Annotated in this window: 15 protein-coding genes and 1 other RNA gene; 9 read left to right on the forward strand and 7 right to left on the reverse strand. The window is 68.3% G+C overall.

Features of this window, described 5'->3' with window-relative positions; all coding sequences use genetic code 11:
* Nucleotides 1-408 precede the first annotated feature (408 nt).
* The 4 genes from A4F85_RS16895 to dapF form a co-directional block, all read right to left on the reverse strand.
* Nucleotides 409-1,524, reverse strand: a complete 1,116-nt coding sequence (locus A4F85_RS16895; RefSeq protein ID WP_013804115.1) for a CobW family GTP-binding protein — start codon at nt 1,522-1,524, stop codon at nt 409-411.
* 134 nt (nt 1,525-1,658) lie between these two features.
* On the reverse strand, nt 1,659-2,750 hold the full coding sequence (locus A4F85_RS16900) for a tyrosine recombinase XerC (protein ID WP_082848226.1): 1,092 nt from the start codon (nt 2,748-2,750) through the stop codon (nt 1,659-1,661).
* A 14-nt stretch (nt 2,751-2,764) separates the two neighbouring features.
* Nucleotides 2,765-3,478, reverse strand: a complete 714-nt coding sequence (locus A4F85_RS16905) for a DUF484 family protein (protein ID WP_012203384.1) — start codon at nt 3,476-3,478, stop codon at nt 2,765-2,767.
* Nucleotides 3,475-4,335, reverse strand: coding sequence for a diaminopimelate epimerase (gene dapF / locus A4F85_RS16910; RefSeq protein ID WP_012203383.1), 861 nt, complete (start codon nt 4,333-4,335; stop codon nt 3,475-3,477). The genes A4F85_RS16905 and dapF overlap by 4 nt, the downstream gene beginning before the upstream one ends.
* A 115-nt stretch (nt 4,336-4,450) precedes the next feature.
* Between dapF and A4F85_RS16915 the strand changes: the two genes are divergently transcribed.
* The 4 genes from A4F85_RS16915 (at nt 4,451) to A4F85_RS16930 (ending at nt 10,959) form a co-directional block, all read left to right on the forward strand.
* Nucleotides 4,451-6,121: an MBL fold metallo-hydrolase gene (locus A4F85_RS16915; RefSeq protein ID WP_063327226.1), complete on the forward strand. Its 1,671-nt coding sequence runs from the start codon at nt 4,451-4,453 to the stop codon at nt 6,119-6,121.
* Nucleotides 6,122-6,174: 53 nt separating this feature from the next.
* A complete protein-coding gene (locus A4F85_RS16920; RefSeq protein ID WP_012203381.1) occupies nt 6,175-6,918 on the forward strand; it encodes a pseudouridine synthase in 744 nt (247 codons plus the stop codon).
* A 95-nt stretch (nt 6,919-7,013) separates the two neighbouring features.
* A complete protein-coding gene (locus A4F85_RS16925; RefSeq protein ID WP_063327227.1) occupies nt 7,014-8,324 on the forward strand; it encodes a sigma-70 family RNA polymerase sigma factor in 1,311 nt (436 codons plus the stop codon).
* Nucleotides 8,325-8,478: 154 nt separating this feature from the next.
* Nucleotides 8,479-10,959 carry a TonB-dependent siderophore receptor gene (locus A4F85_RS16930; protein ID WP_063327228.1) on the forward strand — a complete coding sequence of 827 codons (2,481 nt, stop codon included), beginning with the start codon at nt 8,479-8,481 and terminating at the stop codon, nt 10,957-10,959.
* 44 nt (nt 10,960-11,003) lie between these two features.
* On the opposite strand, the gene rnpB is transcribed toward A4F85_RS16930, so the two are convergent.
* Together rnpB and A4F85_RS16940 are read right to left on the reverse strand one after the other, a co-directional pair.
* Nucleotides 11,004-11,436: RNase P RNA component class A (gene rnpB, locus A4F85_RS16935), an RNA gene on the reverse strand.
* Between the two features lie 56 nt (nt 11,437-11,492).
* Nucleotides 11,493-12,287 carry an AraC family transcriptional regulator gene (locus A4F85_RS16940; protein ID WP_063327229.1) on the reverse strand — a complete coding sequence of 265 codons (795 nt, stop codon included), beginning with the start codon at nt 12,285-12,287 and terminating at the stop codon, nt 11,493-11,495.
* Nucleotides 12,288-12,383: 96 nt separating this feature from the next.
* Between A4F85_RS16940 and A4F85_RS16945 the strand changes: the two genes are divergently transcribed.
* The 4 genes from A4F85_RS16945 (at nt 12,384) to A4F85_RS16960 (ending at nt 17,061) form a co-directional block, all read left to right on the forward strand.
* Nucleotides 12,384-13,283 (forward strand): DMT family transporter, encoded by a 900-nt coding sequence (locus A4F85_RS16945; protein ID WP_063327230.1) that lies wholly within the window; start codon nt 12,384-12,386, stop codon nt 13,281-13,283.
* Between the two features lie 272 nt (nt 13,284-13,555).
* On the forward strand, nt 13,556-14,875 hold the full coding sequence (locus tag A4F85_RS16950) for an MFS transporter (protein ID WP_034390465.1): 1,320 nt from the start codon (nt 13,556-13,558) through the stop codon (nt 14,873-14,875).
* An 87-nt stretch (nt 14,876-14,962) separates the two neighbouring features.
* Nucleotides 14,963-15,640, forward strand: a complete 678-nt coding sequence (locus A4F85_RS16955) for a DUF2848 domain-containing protein (protein WP_063327231.1) — start codon at nt 14,963-14,965, stop codon at nt 15,638-15,640.
* A 50-nt stretch (nt 15,641-15,690) separates the two neighbouring features.
* Nucleotides 15,691-17,061 (forward strand): amidase, encoded by a 1,371-nt coding sequence (locus A4F85_RS16960; protein ID WP_063327232.1) that lies wholly within the window; start codon nt 15,691-15,693, stop codon nt 17,059-17,061.
* A 20-nt stretch (nt 17,062-17,081) separates the two neighbouring features.
* Here A4F85_RS16960 and A4F85_RS16965 read toward each other — a convergent pair whose 3' ends face one another.
* Nucleotides 17,082-18,017 (reverse strand): LysR family transcriptional regulator, encoded by a 936-nt coding sequence (locus A4F85_RS16965; RefSeq protein ID WP_034390463.1) that lies wholly within the window; start codon nt 18,015-18,017, stop codon nt 17,082-17,084.
* Between the two features lie 141 nt (nt 18,018-18,158).
* Between A4F85_RS16965 and cysK the strand changes: the two genes are divergently transcribed.
* Nucleotides 18,159-19,076, forward strand: a complete 918-nt coding sequence (cysK, locus tag A4F85_RS16970) for a cysteine synthase A (RefSeq protein WP_013804126.1) — start codon at nt 18,159-18,161, stop codon at nt 19,074-19,076.
* The last annotated feature ends 102 nt before the right edge of the window (nt 19,077-19,178 follow it).

Raw genomic sequence — 19,178 nt, forward strand, 5'->3', positions numbered from 1 at the left:
TGCCGGCTTCCCCGTGCGGCGGGGTGCGGCAATCCAGGCCGTGCGGCGGCCGTGCGTGCAAAGAGCCCTTTTGCGGTCAGCAAGGGACACCAGGTCGGCAACGCCGACCGCAGTGCGGACCGCGGCCTTCTGGCTTGCAGCCGGGGCCGGTGCGGCCACTGACGGCTTCTTGCTGGATTCGGCGCTCACTTGCTGTCTCCTCACGGTATGGGCGACCCCTGCGGGGCAGTCCATTGGGCTTGGGGGCTCTCTTCAGGGGCGCGATTGTATCGATGCTCTACAGGAGCGCAAGCCGTTGCACATACCCCACAGGAATGCAAAGGGGCCGCCCACGCATGCGGGCGGCCCCTGTGTCATTCAGATGTCAGCAAAAAGCCATCCGATTGCCCACAAAGGTTCACAAAAAACTCAGACCAGGCACTGCTCCAGGCCCTGCAGGAAGATGTCCTGGGGCAGGTCGATGCCAATGAAGACCATCTTGCTCTGGCGCTTTTCGCCCTCGGCCCACTGCGGTCCCAGGTCGCTGCCCATGAGCTGGTGCACGCCCTGGAAAATGACCTTGCGCTCCGTGCCCTGCATGTTCAGCACGCCCTTGTAGCGCAGCATGCGCGGGCCGTAGATGTTGACGATGGCGCCCAGGAAGTCCTCCAGGCGGGCAGGGTCAAAGGCACGGTCGGCACGGTAGACGAAGCTCTTGACGTCGTCATCGTGGTGATGGTGGTGCGGATGCTTGCAGTGCTCGCCGTGCTCGTGGTCATGGGCGTGGTCGTGCCCGCAGTTCTCGTCGTGCTCATGGCCATGGTCGTGGCCGCAGTGCTCGTCATGCTCATGCTTGTGGCCATGGTCATGTCCGTGGTCATGATCGTCTTCCTTGAGGAAGTCGGGATCGATGTCCAGCTTGGCATTGAGGTTGAAGCCGCGCAGGTCGAAGACTTCGTTCAGGGGCACTTCGCCGAAATGCACGGCGCGGATGGGCGCGCGCGGGTTCATGTGCTTGAGGCGGTGGATGAGCGCGTTCTTCTCGTCCTCGCTGACCAGGTCGGTCTTGGACAGGAACAGCTGGTCGGCAAAGCCGACCTGGCGGCGCGCCTCCTGGCGATCATCCAGCTGCTGGTTGGCGTGCTTGGCATCGACCAGGGTGAGGATGGAATCGATCAGATAGGTCTCGGCGATCTCGTCGTCCATGAAGAAGGTCTGGGCGACGGGGCCGGGATCGGCCAGGCCCGTGGTCTCGATCACGATGCGGTCGAACTCCACCAGGCCCTTGCGGCGCTTGGCGGCCAGCAGCTGCAGGGTTTCGCGCAGGTCTTCGCGGATGGTGCAGCAGATGCAGCCGTTGCTCATCTGCAGGATCTGCTCCTTGGACTCCGTCCTGAGGATGTCGGTGTCGATGTTCTCTTCGCCGAACTCGTTCTCGATCACGGCGATCTTCATGCCGTGGGACTCGCTGAGCACGCGCTTGAGCAGCGTGGTCTTGCCCGAGCCCAGGAAGCCGGTGAGGATGGTGACGGGAATCAGTGCCATGGAATTGCTTTCAGAAAATTCAGCAAGGGGAAGCGGCAAGGCCCGTCCACCACGGACGGGCCTTGTCGAAAAGACGTTCCGAATAAGTTTAGCGAGCCTGTCAAGTGCCGTTTTGCCAGAGGGCTTGGCCTTTTTTATCGGAGGCCGCCCTTTTCATCGCTATCTCCATTGCCATCGCCACTGTCGCTGCCGTCCCCGCTCTGGCGCCGCGCGCGCGGATGGGCGCTCTCGTAGGCCTGGGCCAGATGCTGGAAATCCAGGCGCGTGTAGATCTGCGTGGTCGAGATGCTGGCGTGGCCCAGCAATTCCTGCACGGCGCGCAGGTCGCCGCTGGACTGCAGCATGTGGCTGGCAAACGAATGCCGCAGCACATGGGGATGGACACCGGCCGACAGCCCGGCCTGCTGGCCGCGCTGGCGCAGCCGCGCCCAGACCGACTGCGCGCCCAGGCGTTCGCCGCGCCGGCCGATGAAAAGTGCGGGTTCGTGATGCGCAGCCTGCGCGGCCGCGCCAGCCAGGCCCGTCGCCCGCAAGGCCAGCCAGCGCTGCAGCGCCTGCAGCGCGGCGGCGCCCACGGGCACGGTGCGCCGCTTGCCGCCCTTGCCCTGCACATGGGCGTCGGCGGCCTGCAAATCTATCCAGCCACGGCCCTGGCGCTGCGTGTCCGGGCCGGGCGCCACGTCCAGGCCCACCAGCTCGCCCACGCGCAGGCCGCAGCTGTAGAGCAGTTCGGTGATGGCGGCGTCACGTGCCTCGATCCAGGGGTCGGCGTCGGCGTTGCTGAAGGCGGCCAGCTGCACGGCGTCATCCACGCCCAATGCCTTGGGCAGGGGTTTGGGGGCCTTGGGACCGCGCACGCCCTCGACGGGATTGAAGGGCACCAGCGATTGCTGGGCTGCCCAGCGGAAGAAGCTGCGCCAGCCCGACAGGATGAGCGCAATGCCGCGCGGACTGCGGCCCCGGGAATGCATCTGGGCCACGAAGCGGCGGATATGGGCGGGCTGCAGCGCCAGCAGCTCCTGGCCGGCGTCGCGGGCCATGGTGCAAAGCCGGGCCATGTCCAGCGCATAGAGTGCGCAGGTGCGGTCGGCCAGGCGCTTTTGCACGCGCACATGCTCCAGATAGGCATGGACGGCGGCGGGGAGCATCGCCAGGTTTTCTGCCGCCAGATCCTCTGCCGGAAGATCGCCTTCCGGGAGCCCGTCCCTGTCCGATGCTCCCGGCATGGGCTTTCAGCCGGTCAGCCGCGCGCCAGGGTCAGCGGCACGGGCCGCATGCGCGACAGGGCCGCGCTGGCCAGGGCCGAGATGCGCGAGAGGAATTCCGTGCCCATGGTGGCCTCGAAGCGCAGCGGATCGGGAGACCCCAGCACCAGCATGCCGAAGGCATTGGCCGGGTTGATGCTGTCGCCGTCATGCAGCGTGAGCAGGGCCAGGGACTGGGCCGCATCGGGATCGACCAGCCAGCCGCCGGGCTCGAAGCCCATGTTGGGGCCGCAAAACGGCATGGTCAGCGACGCCGCAAAGGATTTGGCGTCCTCGCTGACGCCCATGGTGTAGATGCTGCTGGTCTGGGCGCCGGAGACGTTCCACAGGCGCAGGGCCACCTGGGGCACCTCGAAGACATGCTGCAGGCTGGCCGTGAGCGCGTGGGGCAGCTCGCGCAGGTCCTGGACCTTGGCCAGTGCGCAGCTCCAGGCATGCAGCTTGTCGCCGATGGAGGCGTTCTCGCTGCTGTGGCGCATCATGTCCATGATGCGGTGCTCCAGGCCCTTTATCTTCTCGCGCAGCATCTCGGCCTGGCGTTCCTGCAGGCTGACGGTGCGCGGGCTGTGGCTGCTGACCAGCTGCACACGCGCGAGCATCTCGGCGTGGCGCTCGAAGAATTCCGGATGGTTCAGCAGGTAGTCGGCAATCGTCTCTTCGGTGACGGCGATATCGGTAGTGCTGTTCATGGCTGGTCGGGAACCTCGATCTGTCCTTCAAAAACAAACTCTGCGGGGCCGGTCATGCGCACTGCGCCGCCGTCCCACTCGATGGTCAGCCGGCCGCCGCGGGTGTGCACATCGACGCGCGCGTCGAGCAGCCCCCAGCGAATGCCGGCCACCACGGCCGCGCAGGCACCCGTGCCGCAGGCCAGCGTCTCGCCGGCACCGCGCTCGTAAACACGCAGCCGGATCTGGCCGCGATCGACGATCTGCATGAATCCCGCATTGACGCGCTGGGGAAAGCGCACATGGCGCTCGATCAGCGGGCCCCAGGTGGCCACGGGGGCGTGGTCCACATCGTCCACCAGTTGCACCGCATGCGGGTTGCCCATGGAAACGGGGGCGATCCAGACCGTGGCCTCGTCGCCCAGCTGCAGGGGCCATTGCTGCGCCGCACCCAGCGGGCGGGGCACAAGGTCTGCACCATTGAAGGGCACCAGGGAGGGCTCCAGCACGGGCTGGCCCATGTCCACGGTGACGCGGCCATCGGCATGCAGCTCGGGAGCGATGAGGCCGGCCAGCGTCTGCACGCGGATGACGGACTTGCCGGTCAGGCCCTTGTCGTGCACATAGCGCGCAAAGCAGCGCGCGCCGTTGCCGCACTGCTCGACCTCTCCGCCGTCGGCGTTGTGGATCACATATTCGAAATCGATGCCTTCGGCGGGCGAGGGCCGCACCGTGAGGATCTGGTCGGCGCCCACGCCGAATTGGCGATGGGCGAGGAAGCGGTACTGGGCTGCGCTCAGGCCCAGCGGGCCGGCGGTTTCGTCGAGAACCACGAAATCGTTGCCAGCGCCCTGCATCTTGGTAAAGCGGATCTGCATCCGGCGATTATCCCCTGCACGGCAGCCTCATGGCGCAATCCGGAGCCATGCCCCGCAGCAGTACTTGCGTCTCTTGCGCAACAGCGGCGGGCGGGCCAATCCGCATAATGCCCCCATGACCCGCCCCAGCCAGCTCCTGCACCCCCAGCGCCAGCCCGTAGACACGCTCAAGGCCTCCACCGTCCTGCTGCTGCGCGACCGCGCCGATGGCCAGGGGCTGGAGGTGCTGATGACGCGGCGCTCGCCCAAGGCCAGCTTCGTGCCCAGCGCCTATGTCTTCCCGGGCGGCGGCATCGAGGCCCAGGACGCGGCCGAGGCTGCCCATGCCTGCGCCGACACCCGCCCCGCCCAGGCCGCTGATGCCTTGCGCATCACCCAGGCCATCGCCGGCCTGCGCGAGACTTTCGAGGAACTCGGCATCCTGCTGGCCCACGATGCCCTGGGTCGGCCGGTATCCGCCGCCGAACTGGCCACGCTGGACCGCAAGGCGCCGCTGGTGCCCCAGTGCCAGGCACGCGGCCTGCACCTGGCCGTGGATGCGCTGTGGTACCTGGCCCACTGGACGGCCGACCGCGACCAGCCCCGGCGCTTCGATGTGCCCTTCTTCGTGGCGCGCATGCCCGAGGACCAGGAACCCGACGCCGACGGGTCGGAACAGTTCGAGCCCATCTGGGTGCGCCCGCAGGAAGCGCTGGAGCGCCACCGCGCGGGCAGCTTCCCCATGATCTTCCCTACCATCCGCACGCTGGACCGGCTCAGCCGCTTCGCGGGCACCGATGCCGTGTTCGCCGCCCTGCAAGGCGAGCAGCCGCTGTGGCAGTGCTGCCCGCGCACCGGCTTTCTCAATGGCAAGGAAGCCCGCCACATGGAGGACGAGGCCCCCTTCGGCGAGCTGGAAATGGTCTGCCCGGACGGCCAGATCCTGCACACGCTGGACTGGCAGAGCGAGCGCGCCGTGCCACTGCGCAAGAACCTGCTGCGCCTGACGGCACCCAACCCCGGCGTGATGACCGGCCCCGGCACCAACAGCTATCTGGTGGGCGATGCCGCCACGGGCTACGCCGCCATCGACCCCGGCCCGGCCGACGCCGCCCATGTGCAGCGCCTGTTCGATGCGGCGGGCGGCGACATACGCCACATCCTGTGCACGCATTCCCATGCCGACCACTCGCCGGGCGCCGCGCTGCTGCAGGCGCTGGCGGTGCAGGCCGGCAGGCCCAGGCCCGCCATTGGCGGCCTGCCCTCGGCGCCCACGGCCCGGCAGGCCAGCCGCTTCACGCCCGACTACGCACTGACCGACGGCCAGCACATCGTGCTGCAGGATGCGCAAGGCGGCACCACCCACACCCTGCAGGCCGTGTTCACGCCCGGCCATGCGGCCAACCATGTGTGCTTTGTGCTGGAGGAAGACGCCCTGCTGTTCAGCGGCGACCACATCCTCAATGGCAGCACCACCATCATTGATCCGCCTGACGGCAACATGCGCGACTACATCGATTCGCTGGACAGGCTCGACGCGCTGTGCGCCGCGCACGATGCGCGCTTCATCCTGCCGGCCCATGGCTATGTGCTGGGCTTTGCGCGCCAGGCGATCGCCAAGCTCAAGGCCCACCGGCTGGCGCGCGAGGCCAAGGTGCTGGCCGCCATGCAAAAACAGCCCGACGGCAGCGTGCAGGACTGGGTGCGGCTGGCCTATGACGACGCCCCGCCGCAGCTGTGGCCGATTGCCGAGCGCTCGCTGCTGGCGCATGTGGAGCGCATCCGTGCGCTGTGCGGGCGGCAATGACCGGCAATGACCGACGACGCGCGCGGGGCCTGGTATCTGGTTAAGCTGCGCGCATGTCTGAATCTGAAAGCGTTCGCCTGGCCAAGCGCCTGGCCGAACAGGAACAATGCTCGCGCCGCGAGGCCGAACTGCATATCACCGCCGGCAACGTCCAGGTGGACGGCAAGGTCGTGCAACTGCCCGAGACGCGCGTGCGCCCCGAGCAGCAGGTCACGCTGCGCAGCGGCGCCCAGCCCGAGGCCGTGCCGCCCGTCACCCTGCTGATGAACAAGCCTGCGGGCTACACCCAGGGCCGGCCCTATGGCCGGGTGCGCAGCGCCCACTCCCTGCTGGGCGAAGCCAGCATGGCCCAGGTGGACACGCCCATGCCGCTGCTGGTGCTGGCCCAGCACTTCAAGAACCTCGAGTCCTTTTTGCCCCTGCCGCTGCCGGCCAGCGGCCTCATCGTCTACACCCAGGACAAGCGCGTGGCGCGCAAGCTGGGCGAGGAAGGCATGTGGCTGGAGCAGGAATGCATCGTCGGCGTCGAGGGCCAGATCCACGAGGACGGCCTGGAGCTGATGAAGGCCGGCCTGCCGATCGGCAAGCGCCAGCTGCCGCCCTGCCGCGTGAGCTGGCAGAACGAGAACCACCTGCGCTTTGCGCTCAAGGGCATCGCGCCCGACGAGATCGACGCCATGTGCACCGAAGTGGGCCTTCGCGTGGTCAGCCTGCGCCGCCTGCGCATTGGCCGCCTCTCTCTGGCCAAGGTGCCCGAGGGCCAGTGGCGCTACCTGATGCCCTGGGAGCGGTTCTAGGCCGGCATTGCCGGGTGCGCGGCGGGCAGCACATTCGGCAAATGAGAATCATTTCATAGAATGCAGGATTCCCGTGCTGCCTTCGGGCCTCCCGCATGCCTGCGCCCGCCTCTTCCTCTTCTTCCCTGCTGAGCACCTTCCAGGACAGCTACCACGAGCTGGTGCGCTTCGTGGCGCGCCGCGCCGGCCCGCAGGCCGCGCGTGACCTGGTGCATGACGCCTGGATACGCCTGGCCGAACGCCAGCGCGGCGAAAGCGATGCGCCCGCCGCGCCGGACAGTCCGCCAGGCGCCAGCCGCGCCTATCTCTACGCGGTGATGGAGAACATCGCCATCGACCACCTGCGCCATGGCCAGCGCACGGCCGAGCGCTTTGACACCAGCGCGAGGGAAGGCGAACCGCCCTCCCCCCTCAGCCCCGATGTGGCCGACACCCATTCCTACCGCCAGGCCCTGGCCGGGGTCGAAGGCGCCCTGGCGCAGCTGCCGGCGCGCTGCCGCGACATCTTCCTGGCCGACCGCATCGAGGGCGCCTCGCATGCCGAGCTGGCCAAGCGCCACGGCGTCTCGGTCAAAACCGTGGAACGCGAAGTCATGCGCGCCATGGACAGCGTGGAAGCCTCGCTGCGCCGCTGGCGCGGAGACACCGCCGCACCCGCACCACGCACGGGCCGCCGCCGCGCCCTGTCCACCCTGCTGGGGATGGCGGGCCTGGGTGTCGGCAGCCCGGCGATGTGGCTGGCCTGGCGCCAGTGGATGCCGCAGTACCAGGTGCGACTGGCCACGGCCACCGGCCGCCTGCTGAACCAGCCCCTGCCCGACGGCAGCACCCTGACGCTGGACGCCGCCAGCCGTGCCGAGGTGGACTTCTACGCCACGCGCCGCCAGGTGCGGCTGCTGGCCGGCAGCGCCTTCTTCGCCGTGGCGCGCGACACGGAACGGCCCTTCGTGGTCCAGGCGGCGGACGTACAGGTCACCGTGCTGGGCACGCGCTTCGAGGTGGCGCTGGAGGACGATGCGGTGCTGGTCGCCGTCGATGCGGGCCGCGTGCAGGTGCGCGACGGCAGCGGCGCCCGGCATGAACTGGGCGCAGGCCAGATGCTGCGCCTGGCGCCAGGCCAGACGGCCGCCGTGCAAACCGTTGCGGCAGTGGCCGCCTGGCGCGAGGGCTGGCTGGACTTCCAGAACACGCCGCTGGCCGAGGTCGCCCGCCGCCTGGAGCGCTACAGCCTGCAGCCCCTGCGCGTGGAGCCCGACGCCGCCGCCCTGCCCGTGCTGGGGCGCGTGCGCATTGCGGCGGCCCAGGGCTGGCTGCGCATGCTGCCGCGCACCCTGCCGGTCAGCGTACAGGAAGAGGAACAGGGCCCGGGAACCGGGCGCACCCTGGTCATCCGCCGCCGCAGCTGATGCGCTGATGCGCCCATGGCCCCGGAATGCACGGCGCATGCGCACCAGGCGTGAGGGAATGTCTGCGCCCGTTCGTATAGGCATGAGGACCCGGGAACGCGACGCATTCGCAGCCCGGGAATCGCCATTGCCCAGATCCGCCACGGGACCTTCCATGTCTTCATTCCCCTCCAAGCCTTCCCGCCTTGCCCGCCACCATGCCGTTGCGGCGGCCATCGCGCTGCTGGCCGTGCAGCTGTCTCCAGCCGCGCTGGCCCAGGCGGCACCGAGCACGGCCACGGCCACGGCCGCCAGCACCGACTTCCACATTCCCGCCCAGCCGCTGGACCAGGCGCTGGCCCAACTGGCCCGCCAGGCTGGCCTGCAGCTGCTGGCCGCGCCTGAACTGGTGCAGGGCCGCCGTGCGCCCGCCGTGGAAGGGCGCCTGAGCACCGCCGCCGCCGTGGCCCGGCTGCTGCGCGGCAGCGGGCTGGAAGGCCATGTGAGCCAGGGCACGCTGGTGGTGGAAAAGCCCGCCGGCACCGTGGCCCTGCCCGAAGTCACGGTCTCCGCCGTGGGCGAGACCACGACCACCGAGGGCTCGGGCTCCTACACCACGGGGCTGATGAGCACCTCGACCAAGCTGCCGCTGTCCATCCGCGAGACGCCCCAGTCCCTCACCGTGGTCACGCGCCAGAAGATGGACGACCAGGGCATGCTGTCCATCGACGACGTGGCCAACAGCGCCACCGGCATCACCATCAACCGCTGGAGCGACGACCGGGCGCGCTATTTCTCGCGCGGGTTCGTGATCGGCTCCTTCCTGCAGGACGGCGTGCCCGTCTCGTATGAAACCGACACCTCCACCTATGACACCATGGCCATGTACGACCACGTGGAAGTGGTGCGCGGCCCCACGGGCCTGATGACGGGCGTGGGCGACCCTTCGGGCACCATCAACTTCGTGCGCAAGCGCGCGCCGCGCACCACCCAGCGCTCGGTCACCCTGCGCGGCGGCAGCTGGAACCAGGCCGTGGGCGAGGTCGATGTGGGCGGCGCCCTCAACGAGGACGGCTCGGCGCGCGGGCGTGTGGTGGCCTCGGCCCAGTCGCGCGACCACTTCATCGATGGCTACAGCAGCCGCCGCCAGCTGCTGTACGGCACCGCCGAGTTCGACCTGGGGCGCGACACCACGCTGAGCGTGGGCGGCTCCTATGTGAACGAAGACAACCCCGGCTCGCAATGGATGGGCGTGCCCATGGGCTTCGATGGCTCCTTCCTCGACATTGCGCGATCCAGGCGTTTCTCGCCCTCCTGGAGCAAATGGGACAAGAAGGAGGTCAGCCTGTTCGCCGACCTGGAGCACCGCTTCGACAACGGCTGGAAGGCCAGGCTGGCCGCGCGCGCCCTGCAGGCCAAGTCCGCGCTGGACGGCGCCTACCTGGTCTCGGGCGGCCAGGACGAACAGGGCCGCACGCGCTACGACGTGGCCGGCGGCCTGTACGACTACGACAAGCGCCAGCTCAGCCTCGATGCCTCGGCCCAGGGCCCCGTGCGCCTGTTCGGCCGCGAGCATGACCTGGCCTTCGGCGTCAGCCGCCGCACCATCCGCTGGAGCGACCAGGGCTACAGCTACCTGTCACCCACGGGGGAATGGCTGATCGCCAATGGCGTCGATCCCTATACCTGGAACCCCGACTCGCTGGACCGCTCCGGCCTGCTGGCCGAAGACCTGTGGACGCGCCGCCAGAAGACCACGCTGACCTCGGCCTACGCCACGGGCCGCTTCCTGCTGGCCGAGCCACTGAACCTGATCGCCGGCGCGCGCCTGGACTGGTACGACTTCACCAACGTCCAGCGCCAGGGCAGCTGGAGCCGGGAGCGCGAATTCAGCGAGAAAGCCCATGCCACGCCCTATGCCGCGCTGACCTATGACATCAACAAGACCTACTCGGCCTATGCCAGCTACACCAGCATCTTCCGGCCGCAGGATTTTCTGGATGTCTCGGGCAGCATGCTGGCGCCGGTGGAGGGCCGCAATTTCGAGCTGGGCCTCAAGGGCAGCTACCTGGACGAGCGCGTGAACCTGGCCGTTGCCGTGTTCAACACCACGCAGGACAACCTGCCCCAGGCCATCGCGGACATCAACTCCTGCACGGTGAAGACCAATTGCTACCGCTCGGTGGGCAAGGTCAAGAGCAAGGGGCTGGACGTGGACATCAGCGGCGAGATCCTGCCGCGCCTGAACGCCGGCCTTGGCTATACCTTCACCCAGGCCGAGATCGCCAGCGACAGCACCGAAGGCGCCAAGGGCGCGCCCTATGCCAGCTACACGCCGCGTCACCAGCTCAAGCTGTCGGCCATGTACCACCTGGGCGGCGAGCTGGGCGCATGGCGCGTGGGCGGCGGCCTGCGCTACCAGAGCCGCACCACGTCCGAGTCGCTGACCAGTGCCGAGGGCTATGTCATTCGCCAGCGCGCCTATGCCGTGGCCGACCTGGTCATCGGCTATCGGGTGAACCGGCAGCTGGACCTGCAGATGAACGTCAGCAACCTGTTCGACCGCCGCTACTTCGAGACCCTGGGCACGAACAACGGCGGCAACTATTTCGGCGTGCCGCGCAGGCTGCTGCTGACGGCCAAATACCAGTTCTGAACCGCCCATGAAAATGCCCCGCCGGTGGCGGGGCATGGAAAAAAGTGTGAAGCGCGCCGATAAGCCGGATTCTGTGCACGCGGTTGCCCGCATGTGACCGCCATTAATCTGGGCCGGGCGTCGCCGCCCGGCTCGGTGCTACCTACCCGCACACTCCGGGGGCCCCGTCAACGTGTGCCTACTTGGTATTGCTGCGCGTAGAGATTGCCCGTTTCACCCGGGGACGCGTTCCGCGTCCCCGGGTGGCTATGGGGCCCAGGCTTTCGCCTGGGCGTCTGGCTTGCGCCAGCCGTCGCCAGCTTGCGCTGGCACCCCATAGAACACCAAGTTGGCGGCACATGTCCCCGACTCGTCTCTGTTGCTCTGATCCTCACCTCACGGTGGACAGCCGTTAGCTGCTACGCTGCCCTGTGCAGTCCGGACGTTCCTCCAGTGCCGTGTTTCCACGATTGCACCAGCGGCGGTCTGGCGTGCTTCACGGGCGGCATTATCTCGCGGCTTGGGCCGGGCTGCAGGCAGATGGCGCAACAGCCTCACGGCGGCATGCAGAACTCGCGGCGGAATTGTTCGGGTGAGGTGCCGGCCTCGCGCTGGAACATGGCGATGAAGGCCGAGGGCGTGCTGTAGCCCAGGTCATAGGCGATCTGCTGCACGCTCAGGCCGGCCTCCAGCGCGTCGATGGCCAGCAGGTAGCGCATGCGCTGGCGCCATTCGCCCAGGCCCATGCCCAGCTCGCGCTGGCAGTGGCGCGCCAGGGTGCGCTCGGTCATGTGCACGCTGGCGGCCCATTGGGCCAGGCTGCGGTGGTCCTCGGGCGCAGCGCGCATGCAGGTCAGCACTTCGACCAGGGCCGGGTGTTCGGCGGCCGGCAGATAGCCGGGCTCCACGGGAACGGCCCGCAACTGGTCGTAGAGCACACGGGCCAGGCGCAGGTCGGCGTCGGTGGCGGGAATGTGCACGTCGCGCACGGCAAAGTCGGCCAGGATGGCCTTGACGATGGCGCCGATGCGCATGGAGCACGGCTGCGCCGGCAGCTCCCTGCACAGCGCAGGCGCCAGGTAGACCGAGCGGTAGACCACGGCGTGCGCCACATGGCAGCTGTGCACCACGCCGGGCGGCACCCAGACGCCGTACTGCGGCGGCGAGACCCAGTGCTGGCCTGCCGTGTCCATGCACATGCTGCCGTGGGGCGTGTAGTTCAGGTGGCCCCAGCTGTGGCTGTGCGGCGGCACCTCGGTGTCGGCGCCGAATTCGTCGTAGCGGAAGTAGTACTCGCCCGGCACATCCTCGACGTTCTGGATGTGCATGGGTTTGCTGGGAGGGGGCATGGCGGATGGTCCGGGTTGCGCTATCGATTGTCCGAAACCAGGGATGCACTCCAAGTCGGACAGAACGATCATAGGACCAGTCTTAGGAGTCTTCCAATGGGGTCTTACCTTTTCCCTTTGATCGCCGTGCTCATCTGGTCGGTCAATACCGTGGTCAGCAAGATGGCGGCCGACAGCATCGGCGCGGCCGAGATCGGTTTCTACCGCTGGCTGGTGGCAGCCGTGCTATTCACGCCGTTCCTTTTGCCCTCCATCTGGCGCCAGCGCGCCGACATCCGGCCGCTGCTGCCGCGCCTCATCGTGCTGGGGATGCTGGGCATGGTGATCTACCAGAGCCTGGCCTATTACGCGGCCCATATGACATCGGCCACGCACATGGGCCTGATCGGTTCGCTCACGCCCATGATGGTGCTGGGCCTGTCCACCGCCATGCTGGGCCAGGCGTTGAGCCGGGGCGCCGTGCTGGGCTGCGTGCTGGCGATTGCGGGCGTGGCCCTGGTGGTGTCTTCGGGGCAGCCTTCCACCTTGCTCACCCAGGGCCTCAATGGCGGCGATGCGCTGATGTTCGTGGCCATGCTGGCCTATGCGGTCTACAACATCCTGCTCAAGCGCTGGCCCATGCCGCGCCTGGCCACGGTGCAACTGCTGTACCTGCAGATCCTGGTGGCCGTGATCGCGCAGCTGCCGCTGTTCCTGATGGCGCCGCGCACGGGGCTGAACGCGACCAACCTGCCGCTGGTGGGCTTTGCGGGCATCATGGCCTCCATCGCCGCGCCGCTGCTGTGGATGATGTCGGTGGCGCGCATCGGCCCGGGCCGCTCCAGCATGTTCTTCAACCTGGTGCCCATCTTCACGGCCGTGATCGCCTTCATGGCATTGGGTGAGCCCCTGGCGGCCTACCACGCTGTGGGCGGCGTGCTGACCATTGGCGGCCTGCTGCTGGCCGAGCTGTGGAAGCAGCCTTTGCGCGCACCGCGTGCCGCCGCCACCGCCTGAAAATCAGGGTTTTCCCGAGCGCAAATGGTGCACGCATGCTGCATGCCGGTGCGGCGCCCGCACCAGCTCTGCCCATAAGAATTTGCATTCAGGCCTGCTCATAATTTCTTGTTGGACAGCCCTGTCCCGCCTTTCGATACTGCCGCCACAGGAACAGCTCCAGACGCCCGGCCGGTCTCACTGCAGACCCGCCAGCGCCTGAAGCCCCTGAGACACACGGGCCCCGCCCCGGTCCGTGTGCCCGCTGCACCGTCGAAGACAGGAGACACCCCATGAGCAGTCCGGCATCCGCCGCACATTCCCCCGCCCACGGCGCCGGCCAGGCATCGCCGCCCGACATGGACGCCACCTACCGCAAGATCGCCTGGCGCCTGATTCCCTTTCTGGTGCTGCTCTTCATCCTGGCGTGGATAGACCGCGTCAACGTCGGCTTCGCCAAGCTGCAGATGCTGGACGACCTGCAGTTCAGCGAGGCCATCTACGGCCTGGGTGCCGGCATCTTCTTCATCGGCTACTTTCTGTTCGAAGTGCCCAGCAACCTGCTGCTGGAGAAGATCGGCGCACGCAAGACGCTGGCGCGCATCACCATCCTGTGGGGCGCGGCCTCCATGGCCATGGCCTATGTGACCACGCCCACCATGTTCTACGTGCTGCGCTTCATCTTGGGCGTGGTGGAGGCCGGCTTCTTCCCCGGCGTGGTGCTGTACCTGACCTACTGGTTCCCGGCCCGCCACCGGGCGCGCGTCAACGGCCTGTTCATGACCTCGTTCGCCATTGCAGGCGCCGTGGGCGGTCCCATTGCGGGCGCCATCATGAATGGCATGCAGGGCGTGGGCCATCTGTCCAACTGGCAGTGGCTGTTCATCCTGGAAGGCATTCCCTCGGTGATCGCCGGCTTCTTCGTGCTGCTGTACCTGCCCGAGAAGCCCGCCAACGCCAAGTGGCTGAGCGCGTCCGAGCAGCGCGCCGTGACCGCTGCCGTGGAGGCAGAGAACCAGGGCGGCCACAAGCATGTGTCCTTCCTGGACGCCTGCCGCAACTACCGCGTGTGGCTGTGCGCTGCCGTGTATTTCTGCATCGTCAGCGGCAACGCCACCATTGCCTTCTGGTCGCCGTCCATCATCAAGGAGATCGGCATCCAGAACACGCTGCAGATCGGCCTGATCTCGGCCATTCCCTTCCTGGCCGGCACCCTGGCCATGGTCTGGAACGGCATGCATTCGGACAAGACCGGCGAGCGCCGCATGCACTGCGCCCTGTCCGCGCTGATCGCGGCGGCGGGCCTGATCCTCACGGGCCTGTTCCTGCACAACGCCGTGCTCGCCCTGTGCGCGCTGACGCTGGCCTCCATCGGCATCCTCGCGGCCTTTCCCGTGTTCTGGTCGATTCCTGCCGCCTTCCTGGCCGGCACGGCGGCGGCCGGCGGCATTGCGCTGATCAACTCCATCGGCAACCTGGCCGGCTTCGTGGCGCCCTACATGATCGGCGCGCTCAAGACCAGCACGGGGTCGCTGTCCTCGGGCCTGTACTTCGTGGCCGCGCTGGAATTCATGGCCGCCTTCCTGGTCGTGCTCTTCGTCAAGAAGCAGTGATGCCTGCGCGCCGCACCGCGCGCGCCACTGCCCCCTCCTCTTTCCCACCGGGGCCTGCGGCCCCGCCTTTTTCCTGGATCGCCTGCCATGCAACTGCAGTTCACCACCCCCGAGGGCCAGACCTTCGCCCCTGAATTCGACACCCTGATCGTCGCCGGCTGGGCCGGCCGCGACCGCGAGGCCATCGAGCACCACATCGAGGAGCTGGCCGCCATCGGCATCCCGCGCCCCAGCGCCGTGCCGCTGTACTACCGCATCTCCAGCAACCAGCTGAGCCAGCGCAGCGCGCTGCAGGTGCTGGGCGCGGACTCCTCGGGCGAGGTCGAGGTCTTCGTGTTCACGCACGAAGGCGAGATGTTCGTGAGCCTGGCCTCCGACCACACGGACCGCAAGCTCGAGGCCTACAGCGTGGCCTTTTCCAAGCAGGCCTGCGTCAAGCCCGTGGCCACCCAGGCCTGGCGCTTTGCCGACGTGGCCGGCCACTGGGATGAGCTGGTCGTGCGCTCGTGGATCGTGGAAGACGGCCGCGAGGTGCTCTACCAGGAAGGCACGCTGGCCAGCCTGCGCACGCCCCAGGACCTGATCGCAGGCTTCACGGGCGGCAAGGATCTGCTGCCCGCAGGCTGCGGCATGACCTGCGGCACGGTGGGCGCCATCGGCGGCATCCGCCCCTCGACGCAGTTCTCCATGGAGCTGTACGATCCCCGCAGCCAGCGTTCCATCCGCCACAGCTACCGCAGCGAACTGCTGGACGTCGTGGCCTGAGCCCCGACTCCGATCCGCCCACGCCCGCCTTCACCCACAGGACTTCCCACATGACCCAAGCCCTCCCCCTGCCCAGCCTGGAACTGGCATCACAGCGCCTGCATGGCGGCGAAACCACCTCGGTGCAGCTGACCGAGCAGGCCCTGGCCCGCACCATGTCGGGGGAAGGCCCCAAGGTGTTCACGCGCGTGTTCCAGGGCGCGGCCCTGGCCGAGGCCCGCGCCAGCGATGTGCTGCGTGCGGCCGGCCTGGCGCGCTCGCCCATCGAGGGCCTGCCGGTCTCGGTCAAGGACCTGTTCGACATCGCCGGCTTTCCCACGCTGGGCGGCTCGCGCCTGCTGGCCGACGCACCGCCCGCGCAGCGCACGGCCGAAGTGGTGCAGCGCCTGCGCCAGGCCGGCGCCGTCATCGTGGGCACGACCAACATGACCGAGTTCGCCTACTCGGGACTGGGCATCAACCCGCACTACGGCACGCCGCGCAATCCCTGGCAGCGTGACGAGGACGGCGGCCGCATCCCGGGCGGCTCGTCCTCGGGCGCGGCCATCTCGGTCACCGACGGCATGGCCATGGCGGCCATCGGCTCGGACACGGGCGGCTCGGTGCGCATTCCTTCGGCGCTGTGCGGGCTCACGGGCTTCAAGCCCACGGCGCGCCGCGTGAGCATGGAAGGCGTGCTGCCGCTGTCGGCCAACCTGGACTCCATCGGCCCGCTGGCCCTCAGCGTGCGCTGCTGCGCCACGCTGGACGCCATCCTCAGCGGCGAGCCGCTGGGCGAGCTGCATGCCGCGCCGCTGCAGGGCCTGCGCCTGCTGGCACCCACCAACGTGGTGCTGGACGGCATGGACGCCACCGTGGCCGCCGCCTGGGAGCGCGCCCTGTCCCTGCTGTCGCAGGCGGGCGCCCATATCACCCATGCCGTGGTCGCGCCCTTCGGCGAGCTGGCCGACATCAATTCCAAGGGCGGCTTCACGGCCGCCGAGGCCTGGGCCTGGCACCGCCACCACATCGCCACGCGCCTGTCCGAGTACGACCCGCGCGTGGGCACGCGCATCCTGCGCGGCAAGGACATCAGCGCGGCCGACTACATCGACCTGCTGGCACGCCGCAGGCAGTGGATTGCCGCCGTGAGCGCCCAGATGGCCGACCATGACCTGATCGTCATGCCCACCGTGCCCGTGGTCGCCCCGAAGATCGCCGACCTCACGCAGAGCGACGAGGCCTACTTCGGCGCCAACGGCCTGATCCTGCGCAACCCCACGCTGATCAACTTCCTCGACGGCTGCGCCATCTCCCTGCCCTGCCACCGCGCAGGCGAGGCGCCCGTGGGCCTGAGCCTGGCCGGCCTCGGCGGGCAGGACCGGCGACTGCTGTCCGTGGCCCTGGCCGTGGAACAGCTGCTGGCTTCGGCGCAGGGCTGATCGACCAGGCGGCCTCGGGCCTAGCCGCCCAGGCCGCTACCCGGCAGCCGCGCCACGGCCTGGCCGTGGTTCAGCGCAAAGGCGGCGGCGGTCTCCTCGGCCGCGCGCGCCACCACTTCGGTCAGCGGGTTCTGGTGATCGTTGCGAAAGCAGGCCACCAGCGGCAGCGAGGGGAACTCACGGTCCACGCGCAGCAGGCGCAGGCGCTGTTCGGCCAGCTCGCGCTGGATGATGGCCGGCGGCACGGCGGCCACGCCCAGGCCGTCGCAGACCACGCGGATCATGGTCGCCACCGAGGCGATGCAGTTCAGGTGCACCGAGGCGCTGCTTTCGGTGGAGAACAACTGCTCGATCACCGCATACGGCTCGGAGCCGCGCGCAAAGCACATGATGGGAAAGGCCGCCAGCTCGGCCAGGCTCAGGGTCTCATCGCCGATGCCCAGCTTGGGGCTGCCCACCCAGGCCATGGGAAATTCACCCAGCGACAGATGGCCCACGCCGGCCGCCGTCACGGGCTTGGCCTGCAGCGACAGGTCCAGCTGCCCTTTCACCAATTGATCGGACATGTGCAGCGTGGTGTCGCAGGCGATCTCCACCTGCAGGCGCGGATAGCGCTGCTGCAGCAGCGCCAGGAAATCGGGAAACCAGCTGTGCACGATGGACTCGATGGCGCCGATGCGGATCACGCCCGCATAGGCCTGCTTGTCCAGCATGTCCTCGCGCATCTCGCGCATGAGGCGCAGCATGCGCTCGGCATGGACCAGGGCCTTGGCGCCGTCGGCCGTCAGCGTGACTTCGCGCACGCCACGGTCGAACAGGCGCACGCCGAACTCCTGCTCCAGCGTGGCGATGCGGCTGGAGACGGCGGCCTGCGTGGTGTACAGCCGCTCGGCCGTCATGCGGAAATTGCGCAGCTCGGCCAGCAAGACAAAGGTTTCCAGGAACCGTAGATTCATGCGGCGATGTTAGCCGTCCAGGCCATATCGATATAGCCCATGCATAGAACAGCTGCGTGCACAATGAATGCCTGGTTTTCGCGCAGCGTCTGCGCGCCACCCCCGACTGTCCAACCACCACCCCAAAATCGCGGAGGTCCGATGAGAGCTGACAACATCCTGCAAACGATTGGCAACACGCCCCATGTGCGCATCAACCGCCTGTTCGGCGCCGGTGCCAATGTGTGGATCAAGTCCGAGCGCGGCAACCCCGGCGGCTCCATCAAGGACCGCATCGCCCTGGCCATGGTCGAGGACGCCGAGAAGTCCGGCGCCCTGCAGCCCGGCGGCACCATCATCGAGCCCACCAGCGGCAACACCGGCGTGGGCCTGGCCCTGGTGGCCGCCGTCAAGGGCTACAAGCTGGTGCTGGTCATGCCCGAGAGCATGAGCATCGAGCGCCGCCGCCTGATGCTGGCCTACGGCGCCAGCTTCGACCTCACGCCCAAGGAAAAGGGCATGAAGGGCGCCATCGCCCGCGCCCAGGAACTGGCCAGCCAGACGCCCGGCGCCTGGATTCCCCAGCAGTTCGAGAACCCCGCCAACATCGACGTGCATGTGCGCACCACGGCCCAGGAAATCCTGGCCGACTTCCCCGAAGGCCTGGATGTGCTGATCACTGGCGTGGGCACGGGCGGCCACCTGACCGGCGTGGCCAAGGTGCTCAAGGCCAGGTTCCCCCAGCTCAAGGTCTTTGCCGTGGAGCCTGCCGCCTCGCCCGTGATCTCGGGCGGCCAGCCCTCGCCCCACCCCATCCAGGGCATTGGCGCAGGCTTCGTGCCCAAGAACCTGGACACCAGCCTGCTGGACGGCGTGATCCAGGTCGAGGCCGAACCCGCGCGCGAGTACGCACGCCGCTCGGCCCGCGAGGAAGGCATCCTGGTCGGCATCTCCTCGGGCGCCACCCTGGCCGCCATCGCGCAAAAGCTGCCCGAGCTGCCCGCAGGCGCCAAGGTGCTGGGCTTCAACTACGACACGGGCGAGCGCTACCTGTCGGTGGAAGGCTTTCTGCCGGCCTGACGGCGGCAAGCCCCGTCCGCTGCAGTGCACTGCACTGCGGCATGAAACACAAGGCCTCGCAAGAGGCCTTTTTTGTTGCCGCCAGCGGCATGCTGCATTCCC

The organism is Delftia sp. GW456-R20 (assembly GCF_001622915.1).
In the GTDB taxonomy this organism is placed as follows: domain Bacteria; phylum Pseudomonadota; class Gammaproteobacteria; order Burkholderiales; family Burkholderiaceae_C; genus Comamonas; species Comamonas acidovorans.

Coding starts and splice junctions, on each gene's coding strand:
- A4F85_RS16915 (WP_063327226.1), top strand. CDS start 4,451: ATGACCCGCCCCAGCCAGCTCCTGCACCCCCAGCGCCAGCCCGTAGAC.
- dapF (WP_012203383.1), bottom strand. CDS start 4,335: ATGCAGATCCGCTTTACCAAGATGCAGGGCGCTGGCAACGATTTCGTG.
- A4F85_RS16920 (WP_012203381.1), top strand. CDS start 6,175: ATGTCTGAATCTGAAAGCGTTCGCCTGGCCAAGCGCCTGGCCGAACAG.
- A4F85_RS16925 (WP_063327227.1), top strand. CDS start 7,014: ATGCCTGCGCCCGCCTCTTCCTCTTCTTCCCTGCTGAGCACCTTCCAG.
- A4F85_RS16965 (WP_034390463.1), bottom strand. CDS start 18,017: ATGAATCTACGGTTCCTGGAAACCTTTGTCTTGCTGGCCGAGCTGCGC.
- A4F85_RS16900 (WP_082848226.1), bottom strand. CDS start 2,750: ATGCCGGGAGCATCGGACAGGGACGGGCTCCCGGAAGGCGATCTTCCG.
- A4F85_RS16955 (WP_063327231.1), top strand. CDS start 14,963: ATGCAACTGCAGTTCACCACCCCCGAGGGCCAGACCTTCGCCCCTGAA.
- A4F85_RS16950 (WP_034390465.1), top strand. CDS start 13,556: ATGAGCAGTCCGGCATCCGCCGCACATTCCCCCGCCCACGGCGCCGGC.
- A4F85_RS16930 (WP_063327228.1), top strand. CDS start 8,479: ATGTCTTCATTCCCCTCCAAGCCTTCCCGCCTTGCCCGCCACCATGCC.
- A4F85_RS16895 (WP_013804115.1), bottom strand. CDS start 1,524: ATGGCACTGATTCCCGTCACCATCCTCACCGGCTTCCTGGGCTCGGGC.
- cysK (WP_013804126.1), top strand. CDS start 18,159: ATGAGAGCTGACAACATCCTGCAAACGATTGGCAACACGCCCCATGTG.
- A4F85_RS16940 (WP_063327229.1), bottom strand. CDS start 12,287: ATGCCCCCTCCCAGCAAACCCATGCACATCCAGAACGTCGAGGATGTG.
- A4F85_RS16945 (WP_063327230.1), top strand. CDS start 12,384: ATGGGGTCTTACCTTTTCCCTTTGATCGCCGTGCTCATCTGGTCGGTC.
- A4F85_RS16905 (WP_012203384.1), bottom strand. CDS start 3,478: ATGAACAGCACTACCGATATCGCCGTCACCGAAGAGACGATTGCCGAC.
- A4F85_RS16960 (WP_063327232.1), top strand. CDS start 15,691: ATGACCCAAGCCCTCCCCCTGCCCAGCCTGGAACTGGCATCACAGCGC.